The 22,934-nt window shown below is 66.9% G+C and carries 24 protein-coding genes; 8 read left to right on the top strand and 16 right to left on the bottom strand.

Translation table 11 applies throughout. The annotated features are described in order from the left end of the window. Positions 1-54: 54 nt before the first annotated feature. The 5 genes from NZ849_RS11865 to NZ849_RS11885 all read right to left on the bottom strand — a co-directional run bounded on the left by NZ849_RS11865 (position 55) and on the right by NZ849_RS11885 (position 5,212). Positions 55-855 carry an SDR family oxidoreductase gene (locus NZ849_RS11865; RefSeq protein ID WP_295407844.1) on the bottom strand — a complete coding sequence of 267 codons (801 nt, stop codon included), beginning with the start codon at positions 853-855 and terminating at the stop codon, positions 55-57. Positions 856-934: 79 nt separating this feature from the next. Continuing rightward, complete coding sequence (locus NZ849_RS11870) at positions 935-2,023, bottom strand: aminotransferase class V-fold PLP-dependent enzyme (protein WP_295407847.1); 1,089 nt, start codon at positions 2,021-2,023, stop codon at positions 935-937. 24 nt (positions 2,024-2,047) lie between these two features. Further along, positions 2,048-3,595: an L-glutamate gamma-semialdehyde dehydrogenase gene (gene pruA, locus NZ849_RS11875; protein WP_295407851.1), complete on the bottom strand. Its 1,548-nt coding sequence runs from the start codon at positions 3,593-3,595 to the stop codon at positions 2,048-2,050. A 24-nt stretch (positions 3,596-3,619) separates the two neighbouring features. After that, positions 3,620-4,543, bottom strand: a complete 924-nt coding sequence (locus tag NZ849_RS11880) for a proline dehydrogenase (RefSeq protein ID WP_295407854.1) — start codon at positions 4,541-4,543, stop codon at positions 3,620-3,622. Positions 4,544-4,552: 9 nt separating this feature from the next. Continuing rightward, positions 4,553-5,212, bottom strand: a complete 660-nt coding sequence (locus NZ849_RS11885; protein WP_295407857.1) for a GntR family transcriptional regulator — start codon at positions 5,210-5,212, stop codon at positions 4,553-4,555. Positions 5,213-5,274: 62 nt separating this feature from the next. Between NZ849_RS11885 and NZ849_RS11890 the strand changes: the two genes are divergently transcribed. After that, positions 5,275-6,441: an alanyl-tRNA editing protein gene (locus NZ849_RS11890; protein WP_295407861.1), complete on the top strand. Its 1,167-nt coding sequence runs from the start codon at positions 5,275-5,277 to the stop codon at positions 6,439-6,441. Positions 6,442-6,451: 10 nt separating this feature from the next. Next, a complete protein-coding gene (locus NZ849_RS11895) occupies positions 6,452-8,050 on the top strand; it encodes a glycerol-3-phosphate dehydrogenase/oxidase (protein WP_295407865.1) in 1,599 nt (532 codons plus the stop codon). A gap of 4 nt (positions 8,051-8,054) precedes the next feature. On the opposite strand, the gene NZ849_RS11900 is transcribed toward NZ849_RS11895, so the two are convergent. The 9 genes from NZ849_RS11900 to NZ849_RS11940 all read right to left on the bottom strand — a co-directional run bounded on the left by NZ849_RS11900 (position 8,055) and on the right by NZ849_RS11940 (position 15,460). Beyond that, positions 8,055-8,831 carry a PIG-L deacetylase family protein gene (locus tag NZ849_RS11900; RefSeq protein ID WP_295407868.1) on the bottom strand — a complete coding sequence of 259 codons (777 nt, stop codon included), beginning with the start codon at positions 8,829-8,831 and terminating at the stop codon, positions 8,055-8,057. A 6-nt stretch (positions 8,832-8,837) separates the two neighbouring features. Further along, complete coding sequence (gene meaB, locus NZ849_RS11905; RefSeq protein WP_295407871.1) at positions 8,838-9,767, bottom strand: methylmalonyl Co-A mutase-associated GTPase MeaB; 930 nt, start codon at positions 9,765-9,767, stop codon at positions 8,838-8,840. Continuing rightward, complete coding sequence (locus NZ849_RS11910; RefSeq protein WP_295407916.1) at positions 9,764-10,135, bottom strand: RidA family protein; 372 nt, start codon at positions 10,133-10,135, stop codon at positions 9,764-9,766. The genes meaB and NZ849_RS11910 overlap by 4 nt, the downstream gene beginning before the upstream one ends. A 29-nt stretch (positions 10,136-10,164) precedes the next feature. Beyond that, positions 10,165-11,160, bottom strand: a complete 996-nt coding sequence (locus NZ849_RS11915; protein WP_295407874.1) for an ABC transporter substrate-binding protein — start codon at positions 11,158-11,160, stop codon at positions 10,165-10,167. Positions 11,161-11,169: 9 nt separating this feature from the next. After that, positions 11,170-11,946, bottom strand: coding sequence for an ABC transporter permease (locus NZ849_RS11920; RefSeq protein ID WP_295407877.1), 777 nt, complete (start codon positions 11,944-11,946; stop codon positions 11,170-11,172). Next, complete coding sequence (locus tag NZ849_RS11925; protein WP_295407879.1) at positions 11,930-12,724, bottom strand: ABC transporter ATP-binding protein; 795 nt, start codon at positions 12,722-12,724, stop codon at positions 11,930-11,932. Before NZ849_RS11925 ends, NZ849_RS11920 begins: the two co-directional genes overlap by 17 nt. After that, a complete protein-coding gene (locus tag NZ849_RS11930; RefSeq protein ID WP_295407882.1) occupies positions 12,717-13,883 on the bottom strand; it encodes a CoA transferase in 1,167 nt (388 codons plus the stop codon). The genes NZ849_RS11925 and NZ849_RS11930 overlap by 8 nt, the downstream gene beginning before the upstream one ends. Positions 13,884-14,198: 315 nt before the next feature. Continuing rightward, positions 14,199-14,624 (bottom strand): hypothetical protein, encoded by a 426-nt coding sequence (locus NZ849_RS11935; protein WP_295407885.1) that lies wholly within the window; start codon positions 14,622-14,624, stop codon positions 14,199-14,201. A 230-nt stretch (positions 14,625-14,854) separates the two neighbouring features. Further along, positions 14,855-15,460, bottom strand: a complete 606-nt coding sequence (locus NZ849_RS11940; protein ID WP_295407889.1) for a GNAT family N-acetyltransferase — start codon at positions 15,458-15,460, stop codon at positions 14,855-14,857. A 109-nt stretch (positions 15,461-15,569) separates the two neighbouring features. On the opposite strand from NZ849_RS11940, the gene NZ849_RS11945 reads away from it, so the two are divergent. From NZ849_RS11945 to NZ849_RS11960, 4 genes are all read left to right on the top strand, one after another. Beyond that, the gene (locus NZ849_RS11945; protein ID WP_295407892.1) at positions 15,570-16,238 is read left to right on the top strand and encodes a M23 family metallopeptidase; all 669 of its coding nucleotides are present in this window, start codon (positions 15,570-15,572) and stop codon (positions 16,236-16,238) included. A gap of 21 nt (positions 16,239-16,259) precedes the next feature. Further along, positions 16,260-17,702: an NAD-dependent succinate-semialdehyde dehydrogenase gene (locus tag NZ849_RS11950; RefSeq protein WP_295407894.1), complete on the top strand. Its 1,443-nt coding sequence runs from the start codon at positions 16,260-16,262 to the stop codon at positions 17,700-17,702. Positions 17,703-17,825: 123 nt separating this feature from the next. Beyond that, the gene (locus NZ849_RS11955; protein WP_295407897.1) at positions 17,826-18,305 is read left to right on the top strand and encodes a TlpA disulfide reductase family protein; all 480 of its coding nucleotides are present in this window, start codon (positions 17,826-17,828) and stop codon (positions 18,303-18,305) included. A gap of 39 nt (positions 18,306-18,344) precedes the next feature. Beyond that, positions 18,345-18,548 (top strand): DUF2892 domain-containing protein, encoded by a 204-nt coding sequence (locus NZ849_RS11960; RefSeq protein ID WP_295407900.1) that lies wholly within the window; start codon positions 18,345-18,347, stop codon positions 18,546-18,548. A gap of 39 nt (positions 18,549-18,587) precedes the next feature. Here the strand turns inward: NZ849_RS11960 and NZ849_RS11965 are convergent, their stop codons facing one another. Further along, complete coding sequence (locus NZ849_RS11965; protein WP_295407903.1) at positions 18,588-19,919, bottom strand: DUF3422 family protein; 1,332 nt, start codon at positions 19,917-19,919, stop codon at positions 18,588-18,590. 359 nt (positions 19,920-20,278) lie between these two features. Between NZ849_RS11965 and NZ849_RS11970 the strand changes: the two genes are divergently transcribed. Both NZ849_RS11970 and NZ849_RS11975 read left to right on the top strand, forming a co-directional pair. After that, positions 20,279-21,145 carry an alpha/beta fold hydrolase gene (locus NZ849_RS11970; RefSeq protein ID WP_295407906.1) on the top strand — a complete coding sequence of 289 codons (867 nt, stop codon included), beginning with the start codon at positions 20,279-20,281 and terminating at the stop codon, positions 21,143-21,145. A 42-nt stretch (positions 21,146-21,187) separates the two neighbouring features. Next, positions 21,188-22,195 (top strand): zinc-dependent alcohol dehydrogenase family protein, encoded by a 1,008-nt coding sequence (locus NZ849_RS11975; RefSeq protein ID WP_295407909.1) that lies wholly within the window; start codon positions 21,188-21,190, stop codon positions 22,193-22,195. A gap of 87 nt (positions 22,196-22,282) precedes the next feature. Here NZ849_RS11975 and NZ849_RS11980 read toward each other — a convergent pair whose 3' ends face one another. Further along, positions 22,283-22,693 (bottom strand): GNAT family acetyltransferase, encoded by a 411-nt coding sequence (locus NZ849_RS11980; protein ID WP_295407912.1) that lies wholly within the window; start codon positions 22,691-22,693, stop codon positions 22,283-22,285. Positions 22,694-22,934 lie beyond the last annotated feature (241 nt).

Consider the following 22,934-nt stretch of genomic DNA (forward strand, 5'->3'; position numbering starts at 1 on the left):
CAATACCAGGCCTCCCCTTTCCAGGCAAAGGCCTGCCGGCGGCCGCCCTCGGGTCTATCCCCCTAGAAGCGAGCGCATCTGCCGCTGGATAAAGCGGGTGGCCCAAGCCGGAGCCAGGCGGTAGAGAAAGTCCATCAGGCGGGCATCGGAGCCTACCAGCACCCGAAAGCGGTTTTGCTCCATGCCCGCGATGATGCGCCTGGCAGCCTCCTCGGGGGGTAGGGGCTTCAGTGAGGAGCGCCGTCCTTCAGACTGACGAACCTCCACCCCTGAGTTGGTGGTGATGTTGGTGGCCACCGCTCCAGGAAAGACCACCGTGACCCGCACCGGGGTGCCTAAAAGCTCAGCATAGAGCCCCTCGGTCAGGAGCTTGACCGCGGCCTTGGAGGCCCCGTACAGGCTCTGCCCCGGCACCGGCAGAAAGCCGCCCATGCTGGAGATGTTCACGATGTGAGCCTCGGGGCGCTTGAGCAGGTAGGGCAGAAAGGCCTTGGTCATGTAGAGGGTGCCGTAGAAGTTAACTTCCATGACCCGCTCGATGGCCACGTAGTCCAGTTCGTTGACCCGCGCGAAGGGTTGGATGATGCCGGCGTTGTTGATGAGGCCGTCCACTGCGCCGTGCCGGGCCACCACCGCGGCTGGAAGGGCTTCTGCCTCCTCCCGGTGGGCGACGTTGAGCACGTGAGTGGAGAGGCGCTCACCAGCCCTAGCCAGCCTGCCCGTTTCCTCTAGGCTCTCGGCGTTTAGGTCCACCGCCACTACCTGGGCCCCTTTGGCCAGCAACTGCAGGACCAGGGCCCGCCCAATCCCGCTGCCCCCGCCGGTAACCACGATGACCTTGTCCGCAACCTGCACGTTGCCCCCCTGGGATCGTTTCTAGCATGTCCGGGGAAGGCTTATGTCCCCGGGCACGAGAGCCCGCGGCCGGCCTTCCCTAAAGCGCGCGCGCCTGAGGGCTTCTCGGCAAAAGAGACACCAAGGCCTCCTGCATCAGCTGGGCCACGGCATAGGCGTCGTAGAGGTCGGAGTAACCCATGAGGGAAACCCGGAAGACCTTTCCTTTGAGCTGGCCCTGCCCGCCGATGATGGTGGCCCCCCGTGCGGCAAAAGCCTCCTTAACCTGCGCGTAGGAGACCCCATCGGGCAGGTAGAAGCAGGTGGTGGCAGGGCTTTTGACCTCGGGCACGGGCTTCAGGCCCAGCCCCTCGCCCGCCGCGTAGAGAATCTGATTCTGCGCCTGCTTGAGGGCCAGGTGCTCCTCCAGGCGGGGTAGTACCTCTTCCAGCACCGCCGCTGTAGCCGCCACCAGGTTGATGGCCGGTGTCCAAGCCGACTCCCCCGAGCTTTGTGCCTTGAGTTCGGAGGCCAGGTTTAGGTAAAAGCCACGGGGCTTGAGCCGCCCTATGGCCCGGGGCGACAGGGCCAGGTAGGCCAGCCCGGGGGGGCACATGAGGCCTTTTTGAGAGCCGGCCACTGCGGCGTCCAGACCCCAGCCCTCCAGGGCAAACGGGCTTACAAACAGGCTGGTGATGGCATCCACCACCACCAGCGCCTCGGGGAAGCGGGCTTTGAAGACCTGGGCCAGCGTGCGCACGTCGTTCAGGGCTCCGGTGGAGGACTCGGAGTGGGTCAAAAGCAGCCCAGAGAAGGGGCCTGAAGGCTTCTCCAGGTGTTCTGGAAGCACCACCCGGCCCCAGGGGAGTTCGAGCCGCTCCACCTGTAGACCGGCCTCCTGGGCGATCTTGGCCCAGCGCTCCGAGAAGTTGCCGTGCACTGGCACCAAGACCCGCTCGCCGGGGGCAAAGAGGTTCTGCACCAGCGCGTCCATGCCGAGGGTGCCCGAGCCGGTGAGCAGGAGGACCTGGCCTCTAGTCTGGAAGGCGGCCTCGAGACCGGCCTTGGCCCGCAGGAAGACCTGCTTGGCCGCCTCCGAGCGGTGATGGAGCTGGGGGCGGCCAAGGGCCTCCTGCGCCCTGGGATGGAGCTCCACAGGACCGGGGGTGAGTAAGCGGGAGCGGTACATGGCCCCCATTTTAAGGGGGCCGCCTCAGAACCGTTCGGTCACGCTTTTCATCTGCAGGAAGTTGAGCAGGTAGTCGGGCCCTCCGGCCTTGGTGTCGGTGCCCGAGAGGTTGAACCCGCCGAAGGGCTGCACCCCCACCAGGGCGCCGGTGATCTTACGGTTGAAGTAGAGGTTGCCCACGTGGAACTCCCGGCGGGCCTTTTCCAGCCGCTCCCGCTTGCGTGAAAAGACCCCACCGGTAAGGCCGTAACGGGTGTTGTTGGCCACCTCCAGCGCAGTGTCAAAGTCGGGCACCCGCAGCACCGAGAGCACCGGGCCGAATATCTCCTCTTGGGCAATTCGGGCGTCGGGGGAGACCCGGTCAAAGAGGGTGGGGGCCACGAAGAAGCCGCTGCCCTCGAGCCGTCGCCCTCCCAGCAGGAGCCGGCCCTCCTGCCGCCCGACCTCGATGTAGGAGAGCACGGTTTCTTCCTGTTTCTGGCTGGCCAGGGGGCCTAGGTCGGGGTTTTCCTCCGCGGGACCCACAATCAAGGCCTCCGTGCGGCCCAGCACCTCCTCCACCAACAGGTCGTAGATGCCGTCCACCACGATGAGCCTCGAGGCGGCCGAGCACTTTTGCCCTTGGAAGCCGAAGGCGCTTTGCACGGTGGCCTGGGCGGCGGCCTTGAGATCGGCGGTCTCGTCCACGATTATGGCGTCCTTTCCGCCCAGCTCGAGGAATACCCGCTTGAACCAGACCTGCCCCGGTGAGAGCCGGGCGGCCGTCTCGTTGATCTGCAGGCCCACCTCCAAGGAGCCGGTGAAGTTGATGAAGCGGGTTCGGGGGTGCCTGACCAGGTAGGCCCCCACCTCGCTGCCCTCCCCCGGCAGGTAGTTGGCCACCCCTGGGGGAAGCCCAGCCTCCTCCAGGACCTCAAACAGCTTCGCCGCGGCGACCACGGTGTCCTCCGCAGGCTTGACCACCACCGTGTTCCCCACGGCAATGGGCGCGGCGGTCATGCCGGTCAGGATGGCCAGGGGGAAGTTCCACGGGGCGATCACCACCCCAGCCCCCAGGGGAATGTAGAAGGCCTCGTTGTCCTCGCCGGGGTAGGGGAGCACCGGGGCCCCATCCTTGTACTTCAGGGCCGAAATCGCGTAGTAGCGTAGAAAGTCAATGGCCTCGGCCACATCGGCGGCGGCCTCGGTCCAGTTCTTGCCGATCTCGTAGACCAACCAGGCCTCCAGCTCCCTCTGGCGCCGCTTCATAATCTGCGCTGCTTTTAGGAGCAGGCGGCTGCGGTGCTCCTGGGGCCAATCCCGCCAGCCCGGGAAGGCCCGCCAAGCTGCATCCAACGCTGCGTCGGCCTCTGCGATGCCAGCCTTCGCGCTCTGGCCCACCACCTCCACCGGATTGGAGGGGTTGGTTGAGACGATGGCCTCCGGCGTGTTCACTCGCTCCCCACCGATGATGAGGGGATAGTGGCGGCCAAACTGGGCCCGCACCTCAATCAGGGCCTTCCGCATGGCCTCGAAAGCTTCGTGGCTCTGGAAGGTTTCAACCGGCTCGGGGCGGTAGGGTTCGGGGGTCATACGGCTCCTTTCTTGCTGATGGGCTCAACCCTGAAGTAGGCTTCGGGCTACAAACCACAGGTTCTCCGGGCGCTCGGCAATGCGGCGGGAGAGATAGGGGTACCAGTCGGTGCCGTAGGGCACGTAGGCCCGCACGGTGTAGCCCTCCTGGGCCAGCCTCCTCTGCTCGCCGGGACGCACCCCGTAGAGCATCTGGAACTCAAAGCACTCTCGACCGACGCCGCGCTCAGCGACCCAGCGTTTCATCTCCTCGATTAGAACAGGGTCGTGGGTGGCGATGGCGGTGTGGAGACCGTTCTCAAGGGACTTCTTGCAAAGCCAGAGAAACTGGGCGTCCACCAGGCGCTTATCCTGAAAGGCCACCTCAGGGGGCTCCCTGTAGGCCCCTTTGACGATACGCACGGGGGTGCCTAGAGGGATGAGGCTCTCCAGATCGCGCTCGCTGCGCTTCAGGTAGCTTTGCAGCACCACCCCCAGCCGGGTGTACCCAGCCTCCCGCAGCTGCCGGTAGACCTTGAGGACCCTGTCTATCCGCGGGCTGTCCTCCATGTCTATCCGCACGAAGCAGTCCACCTGCTGCGCCTCCGCCAGCACCTCCTCCAGCAGGTCGGCGGCCAGGTCTTCGGAGATGTCCAGGCCGAGCTGGCTGAGCTTGAGGGAGACGTAGCGGGGGTAGGCCCTCCCACCCAGCGCCCGCACCAGTCCAATGAGCTCCTCCTGGAACTTACGGGCCTGCTCCTCCGAGGTGACCATCTCCCCTAAGAGGTCGAGGATGGCGTGCACACCCCCCTGCTCCAGCGCGTCTACTGCCCTCAAGGCTTCCTCCAGGGTATCGCCGGCCACGAAGCGCCGCACCAGCCGGCGGCCCCGGGTCCTCAGCAGGGCTTGGAAGCGAGGGCTTTGGGCCACGGCCAGCACGAAGGCGCGGTAGCTTTGGTTCCAGTCCATGGCGCTCTCCTAAACCCGAGCGGCCTCCAGAAGGCTTCGGGCCACCAGGTCGCGAAAGTAGTGGATGTGGGCTCGAGCCGCTCTGGCGGCCTGCTCGGGGTCGCGCGCCCTCAGGGCGGCAAGAATGGCCCAGTGCTGCTCACGGGTTCTGGGGTGCTGGGAGAGGGTGCGCTGGAAGCCACGGGCCAGCACCAGGCTCGAGCGCAGCCCAGCGTAGATGCGGGCTAGGGTTTTGTGGTGAGCGGCCTCTACCAAAGCGGTGTGAAAGGCGAAGTCCACCTGCATCTGCTTGGTGTAGTCCTCGGGGGGAAGGGCCTCCAGGGTACGCAGTAGCCCCCCGAGGGTCTCCAGTTCGGCCGCGCTGGCCCGCTGGGCGGCCAGGGCGGCGGCCTCGCTCTCGAGGAGGGCCCGCACCTCGTAGACCTCCTGCACCTCCGCTGGGGAGAGCATCCGTACCCGCGCGCCTTTGCCCGGGGACAGCTCCACCAGCCCTTCCTGGGCCAGCCGTTGCAGGGCCTCGCGCACCGGGGTGCGGCTTACCCCGAGTTCCCGGGCCAGCCCGGCCTCAAGGATGCGGGTCCCGGGGGACAGAAGGCCCCCCAGGATGGCTTCCCTCAGGTGGGCGTAGGCCGCCTCACGCACCGAGTGGGGTCGCTCAAAGGGGGGCATATGCGTATACAGTATACGCAAGACCCATTGACGCCGGTCCCCTTTGCCTGGAGCCTGAGGTCATGCGGTTGTACTGGGAAGCGCCCTATCAGGAGGAGTTTGAAGCCCAGGTGGTGAGGGCTTGGAGTGAGGGGGGGGCCCACTACGCGGTGCTGGACCGGACCCTTTTCTACCCCGACGCTGGGGGTCAGCCCTGCGATACCGGAACCCTGGGGGAAGCAGCGGTACTGGAGGTGCAGGAGAGGGACGGGGAGATTGTCCATCGCCTGGAGCGTCCCTTGCGGGAGGGAGAGCGGGTGCTAGGGCGGCTTGACTGGGCCCGGCGCTACCGGCACATGCAGCGGCATACCGCCGAGCACATTCTGGGGCAGGCCTTCCTAAGGGTGGGAGGCTGGCAGGTGCGGGCGGTCAACATGAAGGGGACGGTGTGCACCGTGGACCTGGATGGCCCGCCGGAGGAGAGGGTGGTGCGCCAGGCCGAGGCCCTGGCCAACGGGGCGGTCTACGCCAACACCGAAGTGCGCAGCTACTTCCTGGATGAGGCCGAGGCTGCCCACCACGGGCTGCGCAGGCACCCCAGCCCCAAGGTGGAGGGGCGTTTTCGCGTGGTGGAGGTGGTGGGCTGGGACAAGGTGCCCTGTGGGGGGCTGCACGTGGCCCGCAGCGGGGAGGCCGGGCCGATCAAGGTCCTCAAGTTTGAGCGGCATAAGGGGGGTACCCGCGTCCACTTCACGGCGGGCTGGGAGGCCCTGGAGCTCTTCGATCAGGAGCATCGCCTGCTCCAGCGGCTAGGGGAGAGGTTCAGCACCGGGCCTTTAGACGTGGAGAGGCCAATTGCCAGCCTGCAAGAGGGCTTCTATAAGCTGCGCGCCGAGCAGGCCCTTCTGAGAGATGAGCTGGCCGAGCGCATCATGCGGGAGCTTCTGGCCGACTTCCCTGGTCTCACCATCTGGGCCCAGGTGCCGGACTGGGCGCTGGAGATGGTGGGCAAGCGGCTGGCGGAGTGGCCAGGAGTGCTGGCCCTTCTGGTGGCCCAGGCCGGGGGAAGGACCCGGTACGCCCTCCTGAAGCACAAAAGCCGTCAGGAGGACCTGGGGGCCCTCTGGGAGGCAGTTTTGAAGCCCCTGGGGGCTCGAGGGGGTGGCGCTTTAGTCAAACTGGGCTCGCTCAGCGCACCGCCGCACGTGGCCTTGGAAGCCTTCCGCAGCCACGTGGCCCCCATGGGGTAGGCTATAGCCTATGGACCGCGCCGAACTGTTGGATCGGCTTGCCCAGGAGACCTTTGACCTGCTGGTGGTGGGTGGAGGGGCCAGCGGGGCCGGGGTGGCTCTTGAAGCGGCCTTGCGGGGCCTTCGGGTGGCCCTGGTGGAGCGCTACGACTTTGCCGAAGGCACCTCGAGCCGCAGCACCAAGCTTATCCACGGAGGGGTGCGGTATTTGGAGCTTGCGGTGAAGACCCGGGACCCGGTGCAGCTCAACCTGGTGCGGGACGCCCTTCGGGAGCGGGCCATCCTGCTTCGGCTGGCCCCCCATCTGGCGCGCCCCCTGTGGCTGCTCACCCCGCTTTACCGGCCCCTCGAGCTGCCCTACTACTACCTAGGCCTCAAGCTGTACGACCTCTTGGCTGGCAAGGCCCGCCTGGCTCCGGCACGGCTGACCCCTAGGCGGGAGGCCCTGGAGCTTTTTCCCGCCCTCAACCCGGTGGGACTCAAAGGGGCGGTGGCCTACCAGGATGGTCAGTTCGACGACGCCCGGTACAACCTGGAGCTGGCCCTCACCGCCCTGGCCCACGGGGCGGTGGTGCTCAACCACGCGCGGGTGACCGGGCTTGTCAAGGTTGGCGGACGGCTCGCCGGAGCGGTGGTGCAGGACCGCCTCGGGGGGCGGGAGGTGGAGGTCATGGCCCGCGGGGTGGTCAACGCCACCGGGCCCTTCGCCGATGCCCTGAGGCGGATGGACGACCCCGAGGCTCCCCCCATCATCGCCCCGAGTTCCGGGGTGCACCTGGTGCTGGACGGAAAGTACACTCCCCCGCAGACCGGCCTGCTGGTGCCCAGGACCGAGGACGGGCGGGTGCTCTTCGTGCTACCCTGGCGGGGTGCAACCCTGGTGGGCACCACCGACAACCCCTCGGCGCTCCACGACCATCCCCCGGTGAGCGAGGAGGAGGTGGGCTACATCCTGCGCCAGGTACGCCCCTACCTGGGCGAGATACCCCGCTCGGCGGTGCGTGCGGCCTGGTCGGGTTTGCGGCCGCTGGTGGCCCGGGGGGCCGCCGATACCGCCCGGCTGGCCCGCGACCACCTGATAGAGGAGCGCCCCTCGGGCCTCATCAGCCTGGTTGGGGGTAAGTGGACCACCTACCGCAAGATGGCCCAGGACCTGGTGGATTACGCGGTAGGCCGGTTGGGGCTCCAGGCGGGGCCTTCCCGGAGCGCGGAGACCCCTTTGGTGGGCGGGCAGGGGTTTGACCCGGAGGGCGCCCGAAGGCTTGAGGAGATAGGTCTTCCTCCCCAGGTGGCCCAGCACCTGCACCAGGCCTACGGGGCCCGGGCCCCCCAGGTGGCCCAGCTCGCCCTGGAGGGCTACGGGGCGCCCCTGGTGGAGGGCTGGCCTTACCTGGAGGCTGAGGTGGTCTACGCAGCCCGCTTTGAGATGGCCCAGACCCCTCTGGACGTTCTGGCCCGCCGCACCCGGCTGGCTTTCCTGGATACCCAGGCTGCCCTGGCCGCCTTGGCACGGGTAGGGGAGCTTCTGGGGAAGGAGCTGGGGTGGACCCAGGAGGAGCGGCAGCGGCGGATGGAGGAGGGGAGGGACCAGCTTTTGACCGCGCTGTAGGGGCTCAGAGCCCCGCCAGCAGGTCTAGGGGTTCCTTTGGGAAGGCCCCGCGGAGCCCTCCCAGGGCGAAGCACTCCTCCTCCAAAAGCCCCGGCCAGTCCTCCAGAATCCGCTCGAAGCCCTCCTCTGGCCCGATTTGGGAGCGGTGGGCCAGGAGCGCTGCCCGGATGGTCTGGGCGTGGGGCCGCACGTCCACCCGCACCGCGATGGAATCGGAGGATACCCCATAGCGGTCGGGGTCAAAGCGGGTCCGGGCCACCCGCTCCCTGGGTCGCACTGGGAAGAACAGGCGCCGGGGGGGCTCGTCCATCCGGTTGCCGGCTCGCCAGAAGGCCCCCAGGGTGGCCCGGTGGAGGTGGATGTGGTCTGGGTGGCCGTAGTAGCCCTTCGGGTCAAAGCCGATGACCACATGGGGCCGGAGCCGCACGATCTGCTCCAGCACCGCTTCCTCCACCTCCTCCAGGCTTTGGTGGATGAGGCCCCGGGGGTTGGCCTGGGCCACCTCGAGCGGATACCCCGAGTCCTGATAGCCCAAAAAGATGGGCGGCTTCAGGCCCAAAACCTGGCAGGCGGCCTCCAGTTCAGCCTGCCGCAGCCGTCCCCGGGCCTCCCCCTTGGGGTAGCGGCCAGGGTCTATGTCCGGGTGGCGGATCTCCCCCTGCTCCCCCCGGGTGGCGCAGACCAGGTAGACCGAGTGGCCCATGGAGGCGCACCAGGCCAGGGTACCCCCGCAGAAGAACGACTCGTCGTCGGGGTGGGCGAAGACGGCCAGAAGGCGCACGGGTTCCTATCCGGTTCCCACACCGCGGGGGAGACCCATCAGCTCCATGGCTGCCTCCTCCGGGCTCAACTCCCCCCGGGCCACCCGGGCGATTAGGGCCTGGCCCTCCTGGGTCTTGCGGCGGCCCCACTCCTGGATCACGCTCTCCACCTCAAACCGCGCCCGCTCGAGCCGGTCGGCCTCGAGCAGGCCGTGCGCAAGCAGGTGCTGGTGATGAGCCTCTATGGCCTCAAACAGCTCGGGGATGCCTTCGGCCTTGGGGGCCACCGCGGTGAGCACCGGTGGCTTCCAGCCCCCCGGGCGAGGAGCGGCCAGCTCCAGGGTGGTTTTGAGTTCCTGTACGATGCGCTCTCCTCCGGGTAGGTCAAACTTGTTGACCACAAAGACATCCGCGATCTCCATCACTCCGGCCTTGAAGGCCTGCACCGCATCCCCTGCTGCAGGGGTGAGCACCAGTACCGTGGTGTCGGCTACCCTGGCGATATCTACCTCGCTTTGCCCCACCCCTACAGTTTCCACGAAGATGCGGTCAAAGCCGAAGGCCTCGAGCAGGGTCAGGGTGGCCACGGTGGCCCCAGCCAGCCCGCCCAGTGCCCCCCGGCTGGCCAGGGAGCGGATGTAGACCATGGGGTCTTGGTGGTGGCGCATCATGCGGATACGGTCGCCCAGGATGGCCCCGCCGGTGAAGGGGCTGCTGGGGTCCACCGCCAGCACCGCAACCCGCTCACCCCGCTTGCGGGCCTCCTCGATGAGCCGGTCGGTGAGGCTGCTCTTGCCGGCCCCAGGGCTTCCGGTGAGGCCCACCACCCGGGCCCTGCCCTGGCCCCGGAGCCGCCGCAGCAAGGCCTGCCCTTCGGGGTAGCCGGCCTCTACCAGGGTGATGGCCCGGGCCAGTGCGCGGGCGTCTTGGGCCAGAAAGCGCTCGTAGAGGCTCATAGGAGGGCGATGCAGGCCACCTCAACCCTCACGTTGCGGGGCAGGCGGGCCACCTGCACCGTGGCGCGGGCAGGGTAGGGCTCGCGCACGTACTGGGCGTAGACTTGGTTGAAGGCCGGGAAGTCGTCCATATCGGCCAGGTAGCAGGTGGTTTGCACCACCTTCTCCCAGGAGCTCCCGGCCGCCTCCAGCACCGCGGCCAGGTTGCGCATCACCTGGTGGGTCTGGGCCTCCACGCCGCCCTCAACCAGCTCCCCCGAGGGGGTAAGCGGTATCTGGCCGGAGCAAAAGACCATCCCCCCCGCCACGATAGCCTGGCTGTAGGGGCCGATGGCCTGAGGGGCCTTGGGGGTCTGTACGGGTTTCACCATGCCTAAAGCTTATACCAGAGGAGCCCTTAGGGCTTGGGCACCCGGTCCACAAAGGCGTTGGTGTAGGTTTTTTTGAGGTCAATCTGCGACCGGGCCACCGCCTCATCGAAGCCGGAGAGCACCACCAGAGGACGCAAGGGGGCGCTGTCGCTGAAACGGCCTGTTTTGGAGAACATCTCTGTGGAGTTCCTGAGCACCTGCAGGTAGAGTTCCCGGTCGCCCAAGAAGTACTCCTCGGGGAGTACCCGGGCGATCTCCTCAGCGCTTTTGCCCTGCATCCAGCGCAGGCCCCGGACCATCGCGTTGACCAGTTTTTGGGCGGTCTCGGGGTTGCGCTCGAGCCATCCCCGGGTGGTGTAGAGCACCGCCGCAGGGTACTCCCCGCCGAAGACCGCCCGGGCCCCCTGGGCCGTGCGGGTATCGGCCAGCACCCGGATCAGACCGCGCCGCTGGAGCAGGGTGATGGCCGGGTCCACGTTGACGATGGCGTCAATTTGGCGCCGCTCCACCGCCGCTACCGCTTGGGCGCCGGTGCCCACCCCGATCACCGCCACGTCGGTGGGCCGGAGACCGGCCTTGATGAGCCAGTGGTTGAGGTAGAAGTTGGTGGATGAGCCGGGTGCGGTCACCCCCACCCGCATGCCCTTGAGGTCGGCGATGCCCTGAACTCTCTCTAGGTCGGTTCGCACGCCCAGCACCACCCCAGGGTAGCGCCCCACCTCCACGAAGGCCGTGATGTCGCGGCCCTGGGCCTGCATCTGGATGGTGTGGTCGTAAAAGCCCATCACCACGTCGGCGGAGCCGCCGTTGAGGGCGGCCAGGGCCCGCGAGCCCGCCTGCAGGTCCTGGATCACCACCTCCAGGCCTTCCTGCTGGAAGTAGCCGAGCCGCTCCACCAACGTAAGCGGCAGGTAGACCACCGCGGTCTTCCCCCCCACTGCCAAAACCACCCGCCGCTGCTGGGCGAAGGCCATCCCCAGAAGAAGCACCAACCCGAAGACCAGTAGCAGGATTTTCCTCATCGCGTCCTCCTACACTTGGTTTTCGACCGCCTGGGGCCGCCAGCGCAGTAGCCTAGCCTCTACCCGGCTCACCAGGTGGTCGAGTACCAGCACAAAGGCCATCAGCACCGCGATTCCGGCAAAGACGCCGGTGGTGTCGAAGACCCCTTCGGCCTGCTGGATAACATAGCCAAGCCCCGCGGCTGAACCCAGGTACTCGCCGATCACCGCACCAATCACCGCAAAGCCGATGGAGGTGCGCAGCGAGCTGAAAATCCAGCTCGCCGCCGAGGGCAGGTAGACGTGCCGGAGTAGCCTGCTCCCGTCGGCACCCAACATCCGGGCGTTGGCCAGCACCACTGGGTTAACCTCCCGCACCCCCTGGTAGGTGTTGAAGAAGGCCACGAAGAAGACCAGGGTGATGCCCAGGGCGATCATCTTGAGCATCCCCAGGCCAAACCAGATGGTGAAGATGGGGGCCAGCAGAACCCGGGGAATGGAGTTGAGCGCCTTGATGTAGGGGTCCAGCACCGCCGCCACCGGGGGGGAGAGGGCCAGCCAGAGCCCCATCGCCACCCCGAGCAAGGTGCCGATGGCGAAGGCCAGGAGCATTTCCACCGAGGTCACCCAAAGGTGCCGGTAAATCTCGCCCTCGCTGAACCACTTGACAATCCGGGCGGCAATCTCGCTGGGCTGGGCAAAGTAGAGCTTGTCCAGGCGGCCGGTGCGGGCCCCCCACTCCCAAAGCCCCAGGAAGGCCAGCAGGATACCGAGCTGCCATAAGCGCACCCTAGCCTTGTTGGGCATAACTCTTCTGCACCTCCCCCCGCAACAGCGACCAGATCTCCTGGTGGATGCTCAAAAACTCCTCCGTGAGCCGGACCTCTGCCACATCGCGGGGCCGCCGCAGTGGGATGTGGAAGCTCCCGATGGGCCGGCTGGCCGGGCCTGCCGAGAGCACCACCACCCGGTCGGCCAGGGCGATGGCCTCCTCGAGGTCGTGGGTGATGAAGATGACCGACTTGCGGTCCTCCTGCCATAGGTCCAGAAGCAGGTTCTCCATCAGGTGGCGGGTCTGCACGTCCAGCGCCGAGAAGGGTTCGTCCATCAGCAACAGCCGGGGGTTGGTGATGAGCACCTGGGCCAGCCCGACCCGCTTTTTCATTCCGCCGGAGAGCTGGTGCGGGTAGCGGTCGCTGAAGCGGGCCAGCCCGACCCGCTCGAGCCAGGGCCTGGCGCGCTCACGGGCCTCTCTAAGCGGGACCCCGCGGAACACCAGGCCCATGGCGATGTTGTCCAGGGCTGTCTTCCAGGGCAGCAGGGCGTCCTGCTGGAACAGGTAGCCGGCCCTCCGATTGGGCCCCTCTACCGGCTCACCCATGGTGTAGACCTCGCCGGCAGAAGGGGGCAGGAGCCCGGCCACCACGTTCAGGATGGTGCTCTTCCCGCAACCCGTGGGCCCCACCAGGGCCAGGAACTCCCCTTCCGCCACCTCGAGGTCTACCCCCTGCACCGCCGTGTAATCGCCAAAGCGCACGGTCAGGCCCCGGAGCTCCACAGCTGTTTTGACCCTCGGTTCAACCATAAGGCGCCCCTTCCCTATCCTCCAGGCCAAATTCCCGCAGCACGCTTGCGGTGTGGGCGCCCAGCGGCGGGCCTGCCCAGGCGACAGCCCCCGGGGTATCCGACAGCTTCGGCACCACCCCCTGCATGACCAGCCGGCCCAGCGGGGTGTCCACCTCCAGCAGGGTTCCCCGCTCGCGGAAGTGAGGGTCTTGGACCACCTCCCGGGCGCTGTTGACCGGTCCTGCGGGGACCCCGTGCTCGGCCAGGAGCCGGTCCAGCTCCTCCAGGCTCAGGCTGCGCGTCCACTCGGCGATGAGCTGGTCCAGCAGGGTTTGGTGCTCCCCGCGGGCCTCGTGGGTGGCGAAGCGGGGGTCTTGGGCCAGCTCGGGGCGGCCCATGGCCTGGCACAGCCGGGCAAAGGGGCCGTCGGCGTTGGCCCCAATCTGGATGTAGCGGCCCTCCCGGGTGGGGTAGAGGTTGGAGGGGGCCACCCCCGGCAGGATGTTTCCGGTGCGCTCGCGCACCACCCCCAGGGCGCTGTACTCGGTGAGCACGCTCTCCAAAACCGCCACCACTGCGTCCGTGAGGCCCACGTCCACAATCTGCCCCCGCCCGGTCTGCTCCCGTGCCCGCAGCGCGGCCAGCACGCCGAAGGCGGTGAACAGCCCGGCTAGGGTGTCACCGATGGAGAGGCCTACCCGGGGTGGGGGTCGGTCGGGAAAGCCGGTGAGGTAGCGCAGCCCCCCCATGGCCTCGGCCACGCTGCCGAAGCCCGCGCGGTCCCGGTAGGGGCCGCTCTGCCCGAAGCCCGAGACCCGGGCCACGATGAGCCGGGGGTTGTCTGCCATCAGCTCCTCTGGCTTTAGCCCGAGCCGTTCCAGCACCCCAGGCCGGAAGTTTTCCAAAAGCACGTCCACCCGCCGGGCCAGCTCCCGGGCCAGCCGGCGGCCCCGCTCGGTGCGCAGGTCAAGCACCACGCTCTTCTTGTTGCGCCCAATAACCGGCCACCAAAGGGACTCCCCCTCCTTGAGCCGCACCCCCCAGCGGCGCATCGCGTCGCCCTCCGGGGGTTCTACCTTGATTACCTCTGCGCCGTGGTCGGCGAGGAGCTGTCCGGCGAAGGGACCGGCAATAAAGCTGCCTAGCTCGAGCACCCGTACTCCATCAAGCGCGCCCATACCCAAGGTGGTTCCGCTGCACGCAAGAGTTTCCCCAGAGTATAAGGTTGGGTTGGGGCTTGGGCAAGCTTTATCCAGGGAGGAACCGCTTGTTGCCGTTGGGTTGCCGGTCTGTGCCCTTCCGGCAGGCGACCTTTTGTGGCACCAGGCCCTGCCGGGATGCGGACGCCCTGGGGACGTCGGCCCCGCCGGAGCAGGACTCCCTTTGCCTTGCCCCTAGAGCGGGGGCGCAAGGAGGAACCTGGCAAAGCGGTTTCCGGAGGGTATGGCCCCCCAACCTCCCCGCACCCCCCAAGGGGGTGGGGGAGGGACGGGTCAGTACCCCTGGGTGGCGCGCTGGGCGATAGGGGTGTGGGTAGAGAGGGCCACCTGGGGGGGTTCAACCTCGAGGCCTAAGTGGGCCAGAGGGGCGTTGGACTCGAGGTCGGCCGCCATGATCAGGTAGTCCAGCTCGCTCAGAGTCCAAAGGTGTACCCCTGCTGGGAGGGCAAGATCCTGCGGCGCTTCCGAAAGCAGGATCAGGATGAGCCTTTCGTTGGGGCGGGGTCCGGCCGCCAGGACGGCCCGGGCTTTTGAGAGGGAGGTGTGTGCCTCGATCCGGTAGTGTACCCCGCTTGGTGAGCGGGCCAGGATGCAGTCCTGCCCGGACGCGGGGGCGGCTACCCAGTGGGGGCAGCGGTTGAGCAGGCCGGCTACGTAGCGCAGAAGACCCTTTTGGAGGCGGCCGGGTTCGTTGGGCATACGTGCCCCCATGCTTTCCCACCGAGATGGGTCGGAGGTGAAAATCCCCCTCATCTTTTCTTTAGGGTTTTCCACAGGGGGCTGTGGATAACTCTGTGGATAACCCCAGGGCTCCTGTGGATAAGTCTGTGGGCAACCTGAGGGTTTCCCGGAGGTGCGGCCGGGAATTGCCCTTTGAGTAGGTGGGTTGTGGTTGGGGGGGGCGTGAAACAGTTGCGCGCCTGAGGCCCTTATGGTAGGGCTGCCCCATCCAGGGATTTGACCCAGAAGACCATGGGTTTGGGTGTCTCTTGTGCCTCCCCCAGGTCTTTCCAGGGGAAGTAGGCCCGCAGGTCAGGCCGCCTGGTATACCCCCGCCGGCTCCAGAACCCGTCCAGCGGAACGTAGCCTGCGGGCTTGAGGGGGTGCTCAGGGGGGCGCTCTACGGCGCAGAAGGTCACCTGGGCATAGCCCAGTTCCCGGGCCCGGGCCTCGCGCTGTCGGAAGAACTCCGCTCCCAACCCACGCCTCCGGTAGGCCGGTTCCAGCACGGACTCGCCAAAGTAGTACCAATTGCTGGGCTCGAGCCCGGCGCGCAGGAAGGGTTCTTGAAACTCAGGCTCGGCCTCAGCCAGGGGCAGCGCGGTGGAAGCGCCAACCACCCGCTCGCCATCCCGCACCAGCACCAGGGTGCCTTCCGGCAGGGAGGAAAACTTAGCCAGATAGCGCGCCTCGTACTCGAGGCTGCCCTCGTACAGGTAGGGCCACTCGCGGAAGACCAGGATGCGTAGCCGCGCCAACTCAGGGATAAAGGGCTCTATCTCAGCCCCCACCAGCACATCCACCTGAATCCCCATGGCCCCCAGCTTACCCCAAGGACCCTGCGGGGGCCCAACACCTATTCGGGGCTCGGTTTGTGAGAGTCCCTTTTTACCAAGCCTCATCTTGGCTGGAGAGACTAAACCCATGCGTGCGCTGTGGCTGACGTTGGGCCTGCTCTGGGGGTTTCCTGCCCTGGCCCAGACCGCCGAGTCCGACGCTGAACCGGGTCGGATCTGCAACCCGCCCCCCCTCAACCGGCCGGCCCCCCGCCCTGGGGCCGAGCGGCAGGAGGAGCGCTGGGCCCAGTACTGGAAAAGGCTCCAGGACTACCTTCAGCGCCTGCCCAAGGAGCCCGACACGCGCCTTCCGATGCCGGTGCAGGGCGTTCGGGTGCGGCAGGTGACCGACACCTTTGGAGCCCCCCGGGCCGGTTGGCGCGTTCACGAGGGCCAGGATATCTTCGCGCCCCGCGGCACTCCGGTCTACTCCGCGACCCACGGGTTTGTCTGGCGAATCGGCCACGGTCAGCGGGGAGGGCTTTACGTCTTCGTGGTGGGGCCAGGGGGCCGGCGCTACTACTACGCCCATCTCGACCGCTACGCCCCAGGCTTGAAGGAGGGTCAGCGGGTCACGCCCCAGACCCTGCTTGGCTATGTAGGCAACACCGGCAACGCCCGCACCACCCCACCCCATTTGCACTTTGGGGTCTACTCAGGCAGCCGCCGTACCTGCGACTACCGGGTGATCAACCCCCTGCCCCTTATGGTGGATCGGGACTGGAAGGCGCTGATCAGCCCCGCCCGAAACCGTTAGCTCCAGGGGTATGCTGGAAGTATGCCCACCGACCTGAACTTTCCCACCCATGCCTACCTGAATGGCCGCTGGCACTCTACCCCCCGCACTTTCCCGGTGCGCAGCCCCTACAGCGGCGAAGTGCTGGCCGAGGTTTCCGACTGCGGTGAGGAGGAGGCCCGCCTGGCCGCCGATGCCGCGGTGGTGGCCTTCAGGGAATGGAAAAAGCGTACCGGCTTCGAGCGGGGGCGCATCCTGCGCAAGTGGAATGACCTGCTGGTGGCCCACCAGGAAGAGCTAGGCCGCCTGACCGCTTTAGAGATGGGCAAGCCCATCACCGAGGCTAAGGGAGAGGTGCTGTACGCGGCTAGCTTTGTGGAGTGGTGCGCTGAGGAGGCCCCTCGGGTCAACGGTGAGCTCATCCACTCGCGCTTTCCCCACAAACGCCCAATGGCCCTGTACGAGCCGGTGGGGCCGGTGTACGCGGTGACCCCTTGGAACTTTCCCACCAGCATGGTCACCCGCAAGGCCGCTCCGGCCCTAGCTGTGGGGTGCAGCGTAATTGTCAAACCTGCCGAGCAGACCCCGCTTTGTGCCCTGTACCTGGCCAAGCTCTGGGAGGAGGCGGGGGGGCCGCCCGGAACCCTTCAGGTGCTGCCTGCCTCCGACCCGGTGCCGGTTTCGAGGGTCCTGATGGAGGATATGCGCATCCGCAAAATCACCTTCACCGGCTCTACCCCGGTGGGCAAAATCCTCTACCGGCAGGCCGCCGATACCCTAAAGCGCATTTCCCTGGAGCTGGGGGGCAACGCTCCCTTTATCATCTTTGAGGACGCTGACCTGGAGAAGGCCGTGGAGTTCACCCTCCTCTCCAAGTACCGCAACACCGGTCAGACCTGTATCACCACCAACCGCATTTACGTGCACCGACGCCTCGAGGCCGACTACGCCCAGGCCCTGGCGGAGGCGGTAGCAAACCTCAAGGTGGGCGACCCGCTGGAGCCCAGTACCCAGATTGGCCCCCTGGTGGACAAGCAGGGCCTAGATAAGGTGGTGGCCCATGTGGAGGACGCCCTCGCCAAAGGGGCCAGGCTGGCTACAGGAGGGCGGTCCTTGGGGGGCCTTCTCTACGCGCCTACTGTCTTGACTGGAGTCCAACCCGGCATGCGCATCTTGGAGGAGGAGACCTTTGGCCCAGTGGCGCCCATCATGCCCTTTGAAGACGAGGAGCAGGCCATTGCCTGGGCCAACAACACCGACTACGGATTGGCTGCCTACATATGGACGAGGGACCTGGGCCGGGCCTTCAGGGTGGCAGAGGCCCTCGAGTACGGCATCGTGGGGGTCAACGACCCCGTGCCCAGTGCGATGGGCTCCAACCTACCCTTTGGGGGCTACAAGAACTCCGGCCTGGGCCGCGAGGGAGGACGCTGGGGCTTGGAGGAGTTCCTGGAGACCAAGCTCGTGTCGTTGGCTCTGCCTTAGGTTTGGGCGGCTGGTCAAGACCCCGCGTTGGTGGGCCGCGTAGAAAGTGATGGGAGACCTTGCTTTCTTGCTAAGACTCCTGGTATTCTCTAACGCTGAACGCGCAGGTATCCGGAGGCGGTGATGAGACCCTGGCTTGCAGCCTTGTTCCTGGCGCTGGGTGCCTTGGCGGCAACCCAGGGGCAGGTGGCCCCTGACTTTCGCCTGCGCGACCTCTCGGGCAAGGTCTACACCCTAGCCAGCTTCAGGGGAAAGCCGGTGGTCATCACCTTTTGGGCCAGTTGGTGCCCCATCTGCCGGGCCGAGTTCCCCAAGCTGCACGCCTTGGCCCAGGAGTACAAGGTACCCTTCGTGGTCATCAGCCGGGAGCCCCGCGACACCGAGCAGGTGGTGCGGGAATACATGAAGAGCTACCCTGCCTTCCTTCCGCTGGTGGCCCTGCCCGGAGGGGACAATCCCCCAGCGGTGGCCAACCGCTACCGGGTGTTGGGGCAGCCCTGGACGTTCGTGTTGGACAGGGAGGGTAGGGTGGTCAACCTGTATGCGGGTAAGGTAGAGGTGGAGTCCCTCAGGGACGATCTGGCGCTGGCCGGGTACGAGTAACCTGGGGTCGTCCGTCCCTACCCTAGAGAGGAGGGGGCTATGGTTCCCAACATCGGAAGCACGGAACGGCTGGTTCGTTACATCCTGGCTGTGGTCTTCCTGCTCATCGCCTTTTTTGGCAGCAGCGGTGGATGGGCCTGGGTGTTTGGGATTCTAGGGGTGGTTTTGCTGGTTACCGCCAGCCTCAACTTCTGCCCTCTGTGGGCCCTGCTCAAGATCAACACCCGCGGTAAGGCCACCTGAAACCGGCTGCCTGGGGTCTGGAGAATCGGGCGGCTACCTCTACCGCCGCCCCTCCCCTTGGGTCAAGCGGCGGTGGATCTGCCGGGTAAGCCACCAGACCCCCAGCACCACGCCCGGGATGGCCAGCCCCGCGGCCAGCTCAGGGGAGAGGGGCAGGCCTGCCTTTTCACCTGCCTTGAAGAGGTAGTACAGCAGGCCTACCACATAGTAAGAGATGGCCGCAACGGAGAGGCCTTCTACCGTGCGCTGGAGCTGGTACTGCAGCTCCTGGCCGCGACGAAGCTTGTTCAGCAGTTCCTGGCTCTGGGTTTCCAGGGCGATGTCCACGCGGGTACGCAGGAGCGCCCCGGCCCTTTCAATGCGCTGGGAGAGGGCTGCAAGCCGGGCAGCGGTGGACTCCACGGTGGCCATGGCCGGGCTGAAGCGGCGCTGCAGGAACTCCCCGATGGTCTGGGTGCCGGGGATGGGGGTCTCGCGCAGTTCGGCTAGGCGGGCCTTGACCAGGGCGTGGTAGGCCGCGGTGGCGCTGAAGCGGTAGCTGTGCTCGGCAATGGCGTGCTCGACGCGGGCTGCCAGGGCTTCGAGTTCATCCAGCAGCTCGGCGTCCGGCTTGGTTTCGTCGCGGATGCGGGCGGTAATCTGGGCCAGAGCCTGCTCGGAGTCGAAGAGCATGGGGTGCAGGGCCCGCGCTACCGGAAAGCCCAGCAGGGCCATCATCCGGTAGGACTCGATTTCCAACAGCCGGGCGGCAACGCGCCCTGCGCGGGCCTCGCTGGTGCCCGGAGGGGCTACCACCACGATGCGCTCGAACCCGTTTGGGCTCAGGCGAAAGTCGGTGACGGCGCAGCTGTGCCCACCCCGGCCCATCACCGAGGCCACCACCGGCCCCCCACCGAACCAGGGCCGGGCGATCTCCAGGGCCTCCTCCACTGCACCGTGCAACATGATAAGCTTCACCGCTGAGAGGGTGCGACCCGGGATGCCCCGAAGCCAGGCCGGGTCCACGATCAGGTGTTCCAACAGGTCGGCCTCGGGGCTGGGCTCGAGGCTTGGCATGCCCTGCACCAGGGTATAGGTGCTGAACTCGGTGTGCCGCTCCCAGCGCAACGAACCTCCAGGGAGGCGCAGGCGCAGGTAGGTGCCCGCGAGCTGGTCGAGCTCGAGCTCCCCCAGGCCCGAAAGGCGGCGGAGGTGCTCGAGCTCCACCTCCCGGCTCACCTCCTCGTGCCGCACCGCTACCTGTAGTACCAAGGCGGGTAGGCGGATGTGCGGGGTGGGGCGGGCGTGTAGTTCGTTGTGGAGCTGGAAGCGCAGAGGGTCGTTGGGCGGGAGCACGCCTGCCCCTTGGTAAGGTTCTGCAAGGCGTACCATTCTCCTCCCATTATGCCCTGGCCTCGCCTGGGGAGGTTGCGGCCCTCTTTAGGGTGGCTGCCCCGTGCGCAATGCCCGTTGGGGCCTGCGCCATCCCCTGTGGGTTCTCGGTTGCGCTGAGGGTGGTTTTCATGTGTCTCCTTTCACAAAGTCAGCCTTGGGGCCAGTGTAGGGGAGGTAAAGAGGGCCATCAAGCCTGATTCCGGCTTTTTATATAAAAATCTCTTATCAATAAGTGAGTCTGTCTCGAAGAGTGAATTATTGGAGCTGCCCCTCGCTGCAAAAGCGCCTCTGCCTCGGCTCATCTCCCTCCTGCCCCCCTCACTGACCGGGTAGGGTTGCTTTGGTAGCCTTGGGTGATGTTCGACGGCTTCCAGCGGATGGACATTCAGACCTCCCAGGTGCGCATCCATCTGGTCAAAGGTGGGGAAGGCCCCCCCCTCCTGCTGCTTCACGGCTATCCTCAGACCCACGCCATGTGGCACAGGCTGGCCCCCGCGCTGGCCGAGCACTTCACTGTGGTGGCCCCAGACCTGCGCGGCTATGGCGACAGCGAGAAGCCGCCGGGCGACCCGGACCACCAGAACTACAGCAAGCGCCAGATGGCCCAGGACCAGGTTGAGGTTATGCAGGCCCTGGGGTTTGAGCGGTTTTCGGTGGTGGGCCACGACCGGGGTGGACGGGTGGGTCACCGCATGGCCCTCGATTACCCCGAGCGGGTGCTGAAGCTGGCGGTGTTGGACATCGCTCCCACCCCCTACGTCTTCGCCCACTTGAGCCGTGAACTGGCCTTGGCCTACTACCACTGGTTTTTCCTAGCCCAGCCCAAGGGCTTCCCCGAGCGCCTGATTGGCTTTGACCCCGTTGGGTTTTTGCACCGGAAGCTGGGCGGCTGGGGGACGGGCCTCTCGGCCTTTGCCCCCGAGGCCCTGGCTGAATACGAGCGCTGTTTCCGCGACCCCGCCACCATCCACGCCACCTGCGAGGACTATCGCGCAGCTGCCAGCATAGACCTACAGCACCACGCTGCCGACGCAGAGAGAATACGCTGCCCTCTGCTGGTGCTGTGGGGCCGAAAGGGCGTGGTGCACCGCACCTGCGACCCCATTGCGGCCTGGCGGGAGTACGCCTGGGACGTGCGGGGGGAGGCCGTGGAGGCAGGCCACTTCCTGTGCGAGGAAAACCCCGCCGAGACCCTCAGGGCCCTGCTCGATTTCCTGCGCTGAAGGGCCTTGACCCACAGGCGGCGCGGGGAAGAAAATCCCTTCGTGGAACGGGTTGCGCGGGCCATGCTCCTCGAGCGGGTAGGCCACCCCCTGCGCCTAGGGGAGCTGAGGTTGCCAGAGCCCCAGGGCCGCCAGGTGCTGTTGCGGGTGCGGGCCTGCGGGGTTTGCCGCACCGATCTGCACATCTACGAGGGCGACCTGCCCCATCCCAAGCTGCCCTTGGTGCTGGGGCACGAGGTTGTGGGCGAGGTAGTGGCCCTGGGCCCGGAGGCCAGCCGCTTCCGGCTGGGCCAGCGGGTGGGGGTGCCCTGGTTGGGCTACACCTGTGGCCGCTGCCGCTACTGCCTGAGGGGCCAGGAGAACCTCTGTGAAGAGGCCCGCTTCACCGGCTACACCCTGGACGGGGGCTACGCCGAGTACACCCTGGCCCACGAGGACTACTGCTTTGCGCTGCCGCCGGGATTGGACGACCTGGAGGCGGCCCCCCTGCTCTGTGCGGGCCTGATCGGCTACCGGGCCTACCGGCTGGCCGGGGCGGGGGTGGAGCGGCTGGGGCTTTATGGCTTTGGGGCTGCCGCCCACCTCATTGCCCAGGTTGCCGTATTTCAGGGGAAAAAGGTCTACGCCTTCACCCGGCCCGGCGACACCCAGGCCCAGCAGCTCGCCCTGCGGCTGGGAGCGGTTTGGGCCGGGGGCTCCGACCAGAAGCCCCCCGAGCCGCTGGACGCGGCCCTCATCTTCGCCCCGGTGGGGGCCCTGGTGCCCCAGGCCCTCCAGGCCGTCGACAAAGGTGGGGTGGTGGTCTGCGGAGGCATCCACATGAGCGAGATACCGGCCTTCCCCTACCGCCTGCTTTGGGAGGAGCGAGCGGTGCGCTCGGTGGCCAACCTGACCCGTCGGGACGGCGAGGAGTTCTTGGCGCTGGCCGCTCAGGCCAAGGTAAGGCCCCAGGTGCAGCCGTTTGCCCTCGAGGAGGCCGACTTGGCCCTGCATGCCCTGCGCGAGGGGCGGGTGCACGGGGCGGCGGTGCTCCGGGTGGGCGGGGGGTGAAGGGGGAGTTGAGGCCCAGCAGACCCAAGCACCGCTGCTAGAGCATGCCCTCCAGAACAGGGACTGGCTCCCGCGCGGTTTAGCCGCTCAGCCCAGCCACTTTTCCATGAAAATCAGCTCGTCGCGGCGATAGCCCAGCCGCTCGAAGAAGTCCTGGGCCCCGGTGTACGAGGGCTCCACCAGCAGATTCAGCTTCAAGCAGCCCTTGGCCCTCAGGCGGGCCTCGAGCTCCTCCATCATCCGCTTGCCCCAGCCCTGCCCCTGACCGAAGGGGTGGATGGCCATGTGGTAGAGCCAGCCCCGCCGCCCGTCGTAGCCCGCGAGCAGCGCTCCTAGAATCTGACCGTCTTCCTCCACCACCAAGAACAGGTCGGGGTCGCGCTCGAGCTTTCGCTTTATCCCTTCAAAGCTGTCCGAAGGATTGAGCTCCAACCCTGCGGCTTGCCACAGGGCCAGCACGCTCGAGTAGTCTTCCAAGCGGAACTCGCGGATGGGCATGATGCACCAGCCTAGCGCAAACCCAGCCCTGGGGAAAGGGCCGTAGACTTCCCCTGGAGGACACCGTGCTCACGGCCCGGCCTCCGCCTTCACACCGGTCCTCCTGAAAAGCTCTGGAGAGGGGGATGGCTGGTATGAGGAAGAAGCCCGTAGGGCGGGCTGTGCCAGGATACGGGCGCAGTCTTCACCACGAGCACGGGGGGCCCGCATCTTGAACCGGGACATGGTGGCCATCATCAGG

Origin of the sequence: Meiothermus sp. (assembly GCF_025060375.1) — a bacterium.
Classification (GTDB): Bacteria; Deinococcota; Deinococci; order Deinococcales; family Thermaceae; genus Meiothermus.

Coding starts and splice junctions, on each gene's coding strand:
- NZ849_RS11870 (WP_295407847.1), bottom strand. CDS start 2,023: ATGTACCGCTCCCGCTTACTCACCCCCGGTCCTGTGGAGCTCCATCCC.
- pruA (WP_295407851.1), bottom strand. CDS start 3,595: ATGACCCCCGAACCCTACCGCCCCGAGCCGGTTGAAACCTTCCAGAGC.
- NZ849_RS11880 (WP_295407854.1), bottom strand. CDS start 4,543: ATGGACTGGAACCAAAGCTACCGCGCCTTCGTGCTGGCCGTGGCCCAA.
- NZ849_RS11885 (WP_295407857.1), bottom strand. CDS start 5,212: ATGCCCCCCTTTGAGCGACCCCACTCGGTGCGTGAGGCGGCCTACGCC.
- NZ849_RS11890 (WP_295407861.1), top strand. CDS start 5,275: ATGCGGTTGTACTGGGAAGCGCCCTATCAGGAGGAGTTTGAAGCCCAG.
- NZ849_RS11895 (WP_295407865.1), top strand. CDS start 6,452: ATGGACCGCGCCGAACTGTTGGATCGGCTTGCCCAGGAGACCTTTGAC.
- meaB (WP_295407871.1), bottom strand. CDS start 9,767: ATGAGCCTCTACGAGCGCTTTCTGGCCCAAGACGCCCGCGCACTGGCC.
- NZ849_RS11915 (WP_295407874.1), bottom strand. CDS start 11,160: ATGAGGAAAATCCTGCTACTGGTCTTCGGGTTGGTGCTTCTTCTGGGG.
- NZ849_RS11920 (WP_295407877.1), bottom strand. CDS start 11,946: ATGCCCAACAAGGCTAGGGTGCGCTTATGGCAGCTCGGTATCCTGCTG.
- NZ849_RS11925 (WP_295407879.1), bottom strand. CDS start 12,724: ATGGTTGAACCGAGGGTCAAAACAGCTGTGGAGCTCCGGGGCCTGACC.
- NZ849_RS11930 (WP_295407882.1), bottom strand. CDS start 13,883: ATGGGCGCGCTTGATGGAGTACGGGTGCTCGAGCTAGGCAGCTTTATT.
- NZ849_RS11935 (WP_295407885.1), bottom strand. CDS start 14,624: ATGCCCAACGAACCCGGCCGCCTCCAAAAGGGTCTTCTGCGCTACGTA.
- NZ849_RS11940 (WP_295407889.1), bottom strand. CDS start 15,460: ATGGGGATTCAGGTGGATGTGCTGGTGGGGGCTGAGATAGAGCCCTTT.
- NZ849_RS11945 (WP_295407892.1), top strand. CDS start 15,570: ATGCGTGCGCTGTGGCTGACGTTGGGCCTGCTCTGGGGGTTTCCTGCC.
- NZ849_RS11950 (WP_295407894.1), top strand. CDS start 16,260: ATGCCCACCGACCTGAACTTTCCCACCCATGCCTACCTGAATGGCCGC.
- NZ849_RS11955 (WP_295407897.1), top strand. CDS start 17,826: ATGAGACCCTGGCTTGCAGCCTTGTTCCTGGCGCTGGGTGCCTTGGCG.
- NZ849_RS11960 (WP_295407900.1), top strand. CDS start 18,345: ATGGTTCCCAACATCGGAAGCACGGAACGGCTGGTTCGTTACATCCTG.
- NZ849_RS11965 (WP_295407903.1), bottom strand. CDS start 19,919: ATGGTACGCCTTGCAGAACCTTACCAAGGGGCAGGCGTGCTCCCGCCC.
- NZ849_RS11970 (WP_295407906.1), top strand. CDS start 20,279: ATGTTCGACGGCTTCCAGCGGATGGACATTCAGACCTCCCAGGTGCGC.
- NZ849_RS11980 (WP_295407912.1), bottom strand. CDS start 22,693: ATGCCCATCCGCGAGTTCCGCTTGGAAGACTACTCGAGCGTGCTGGCC.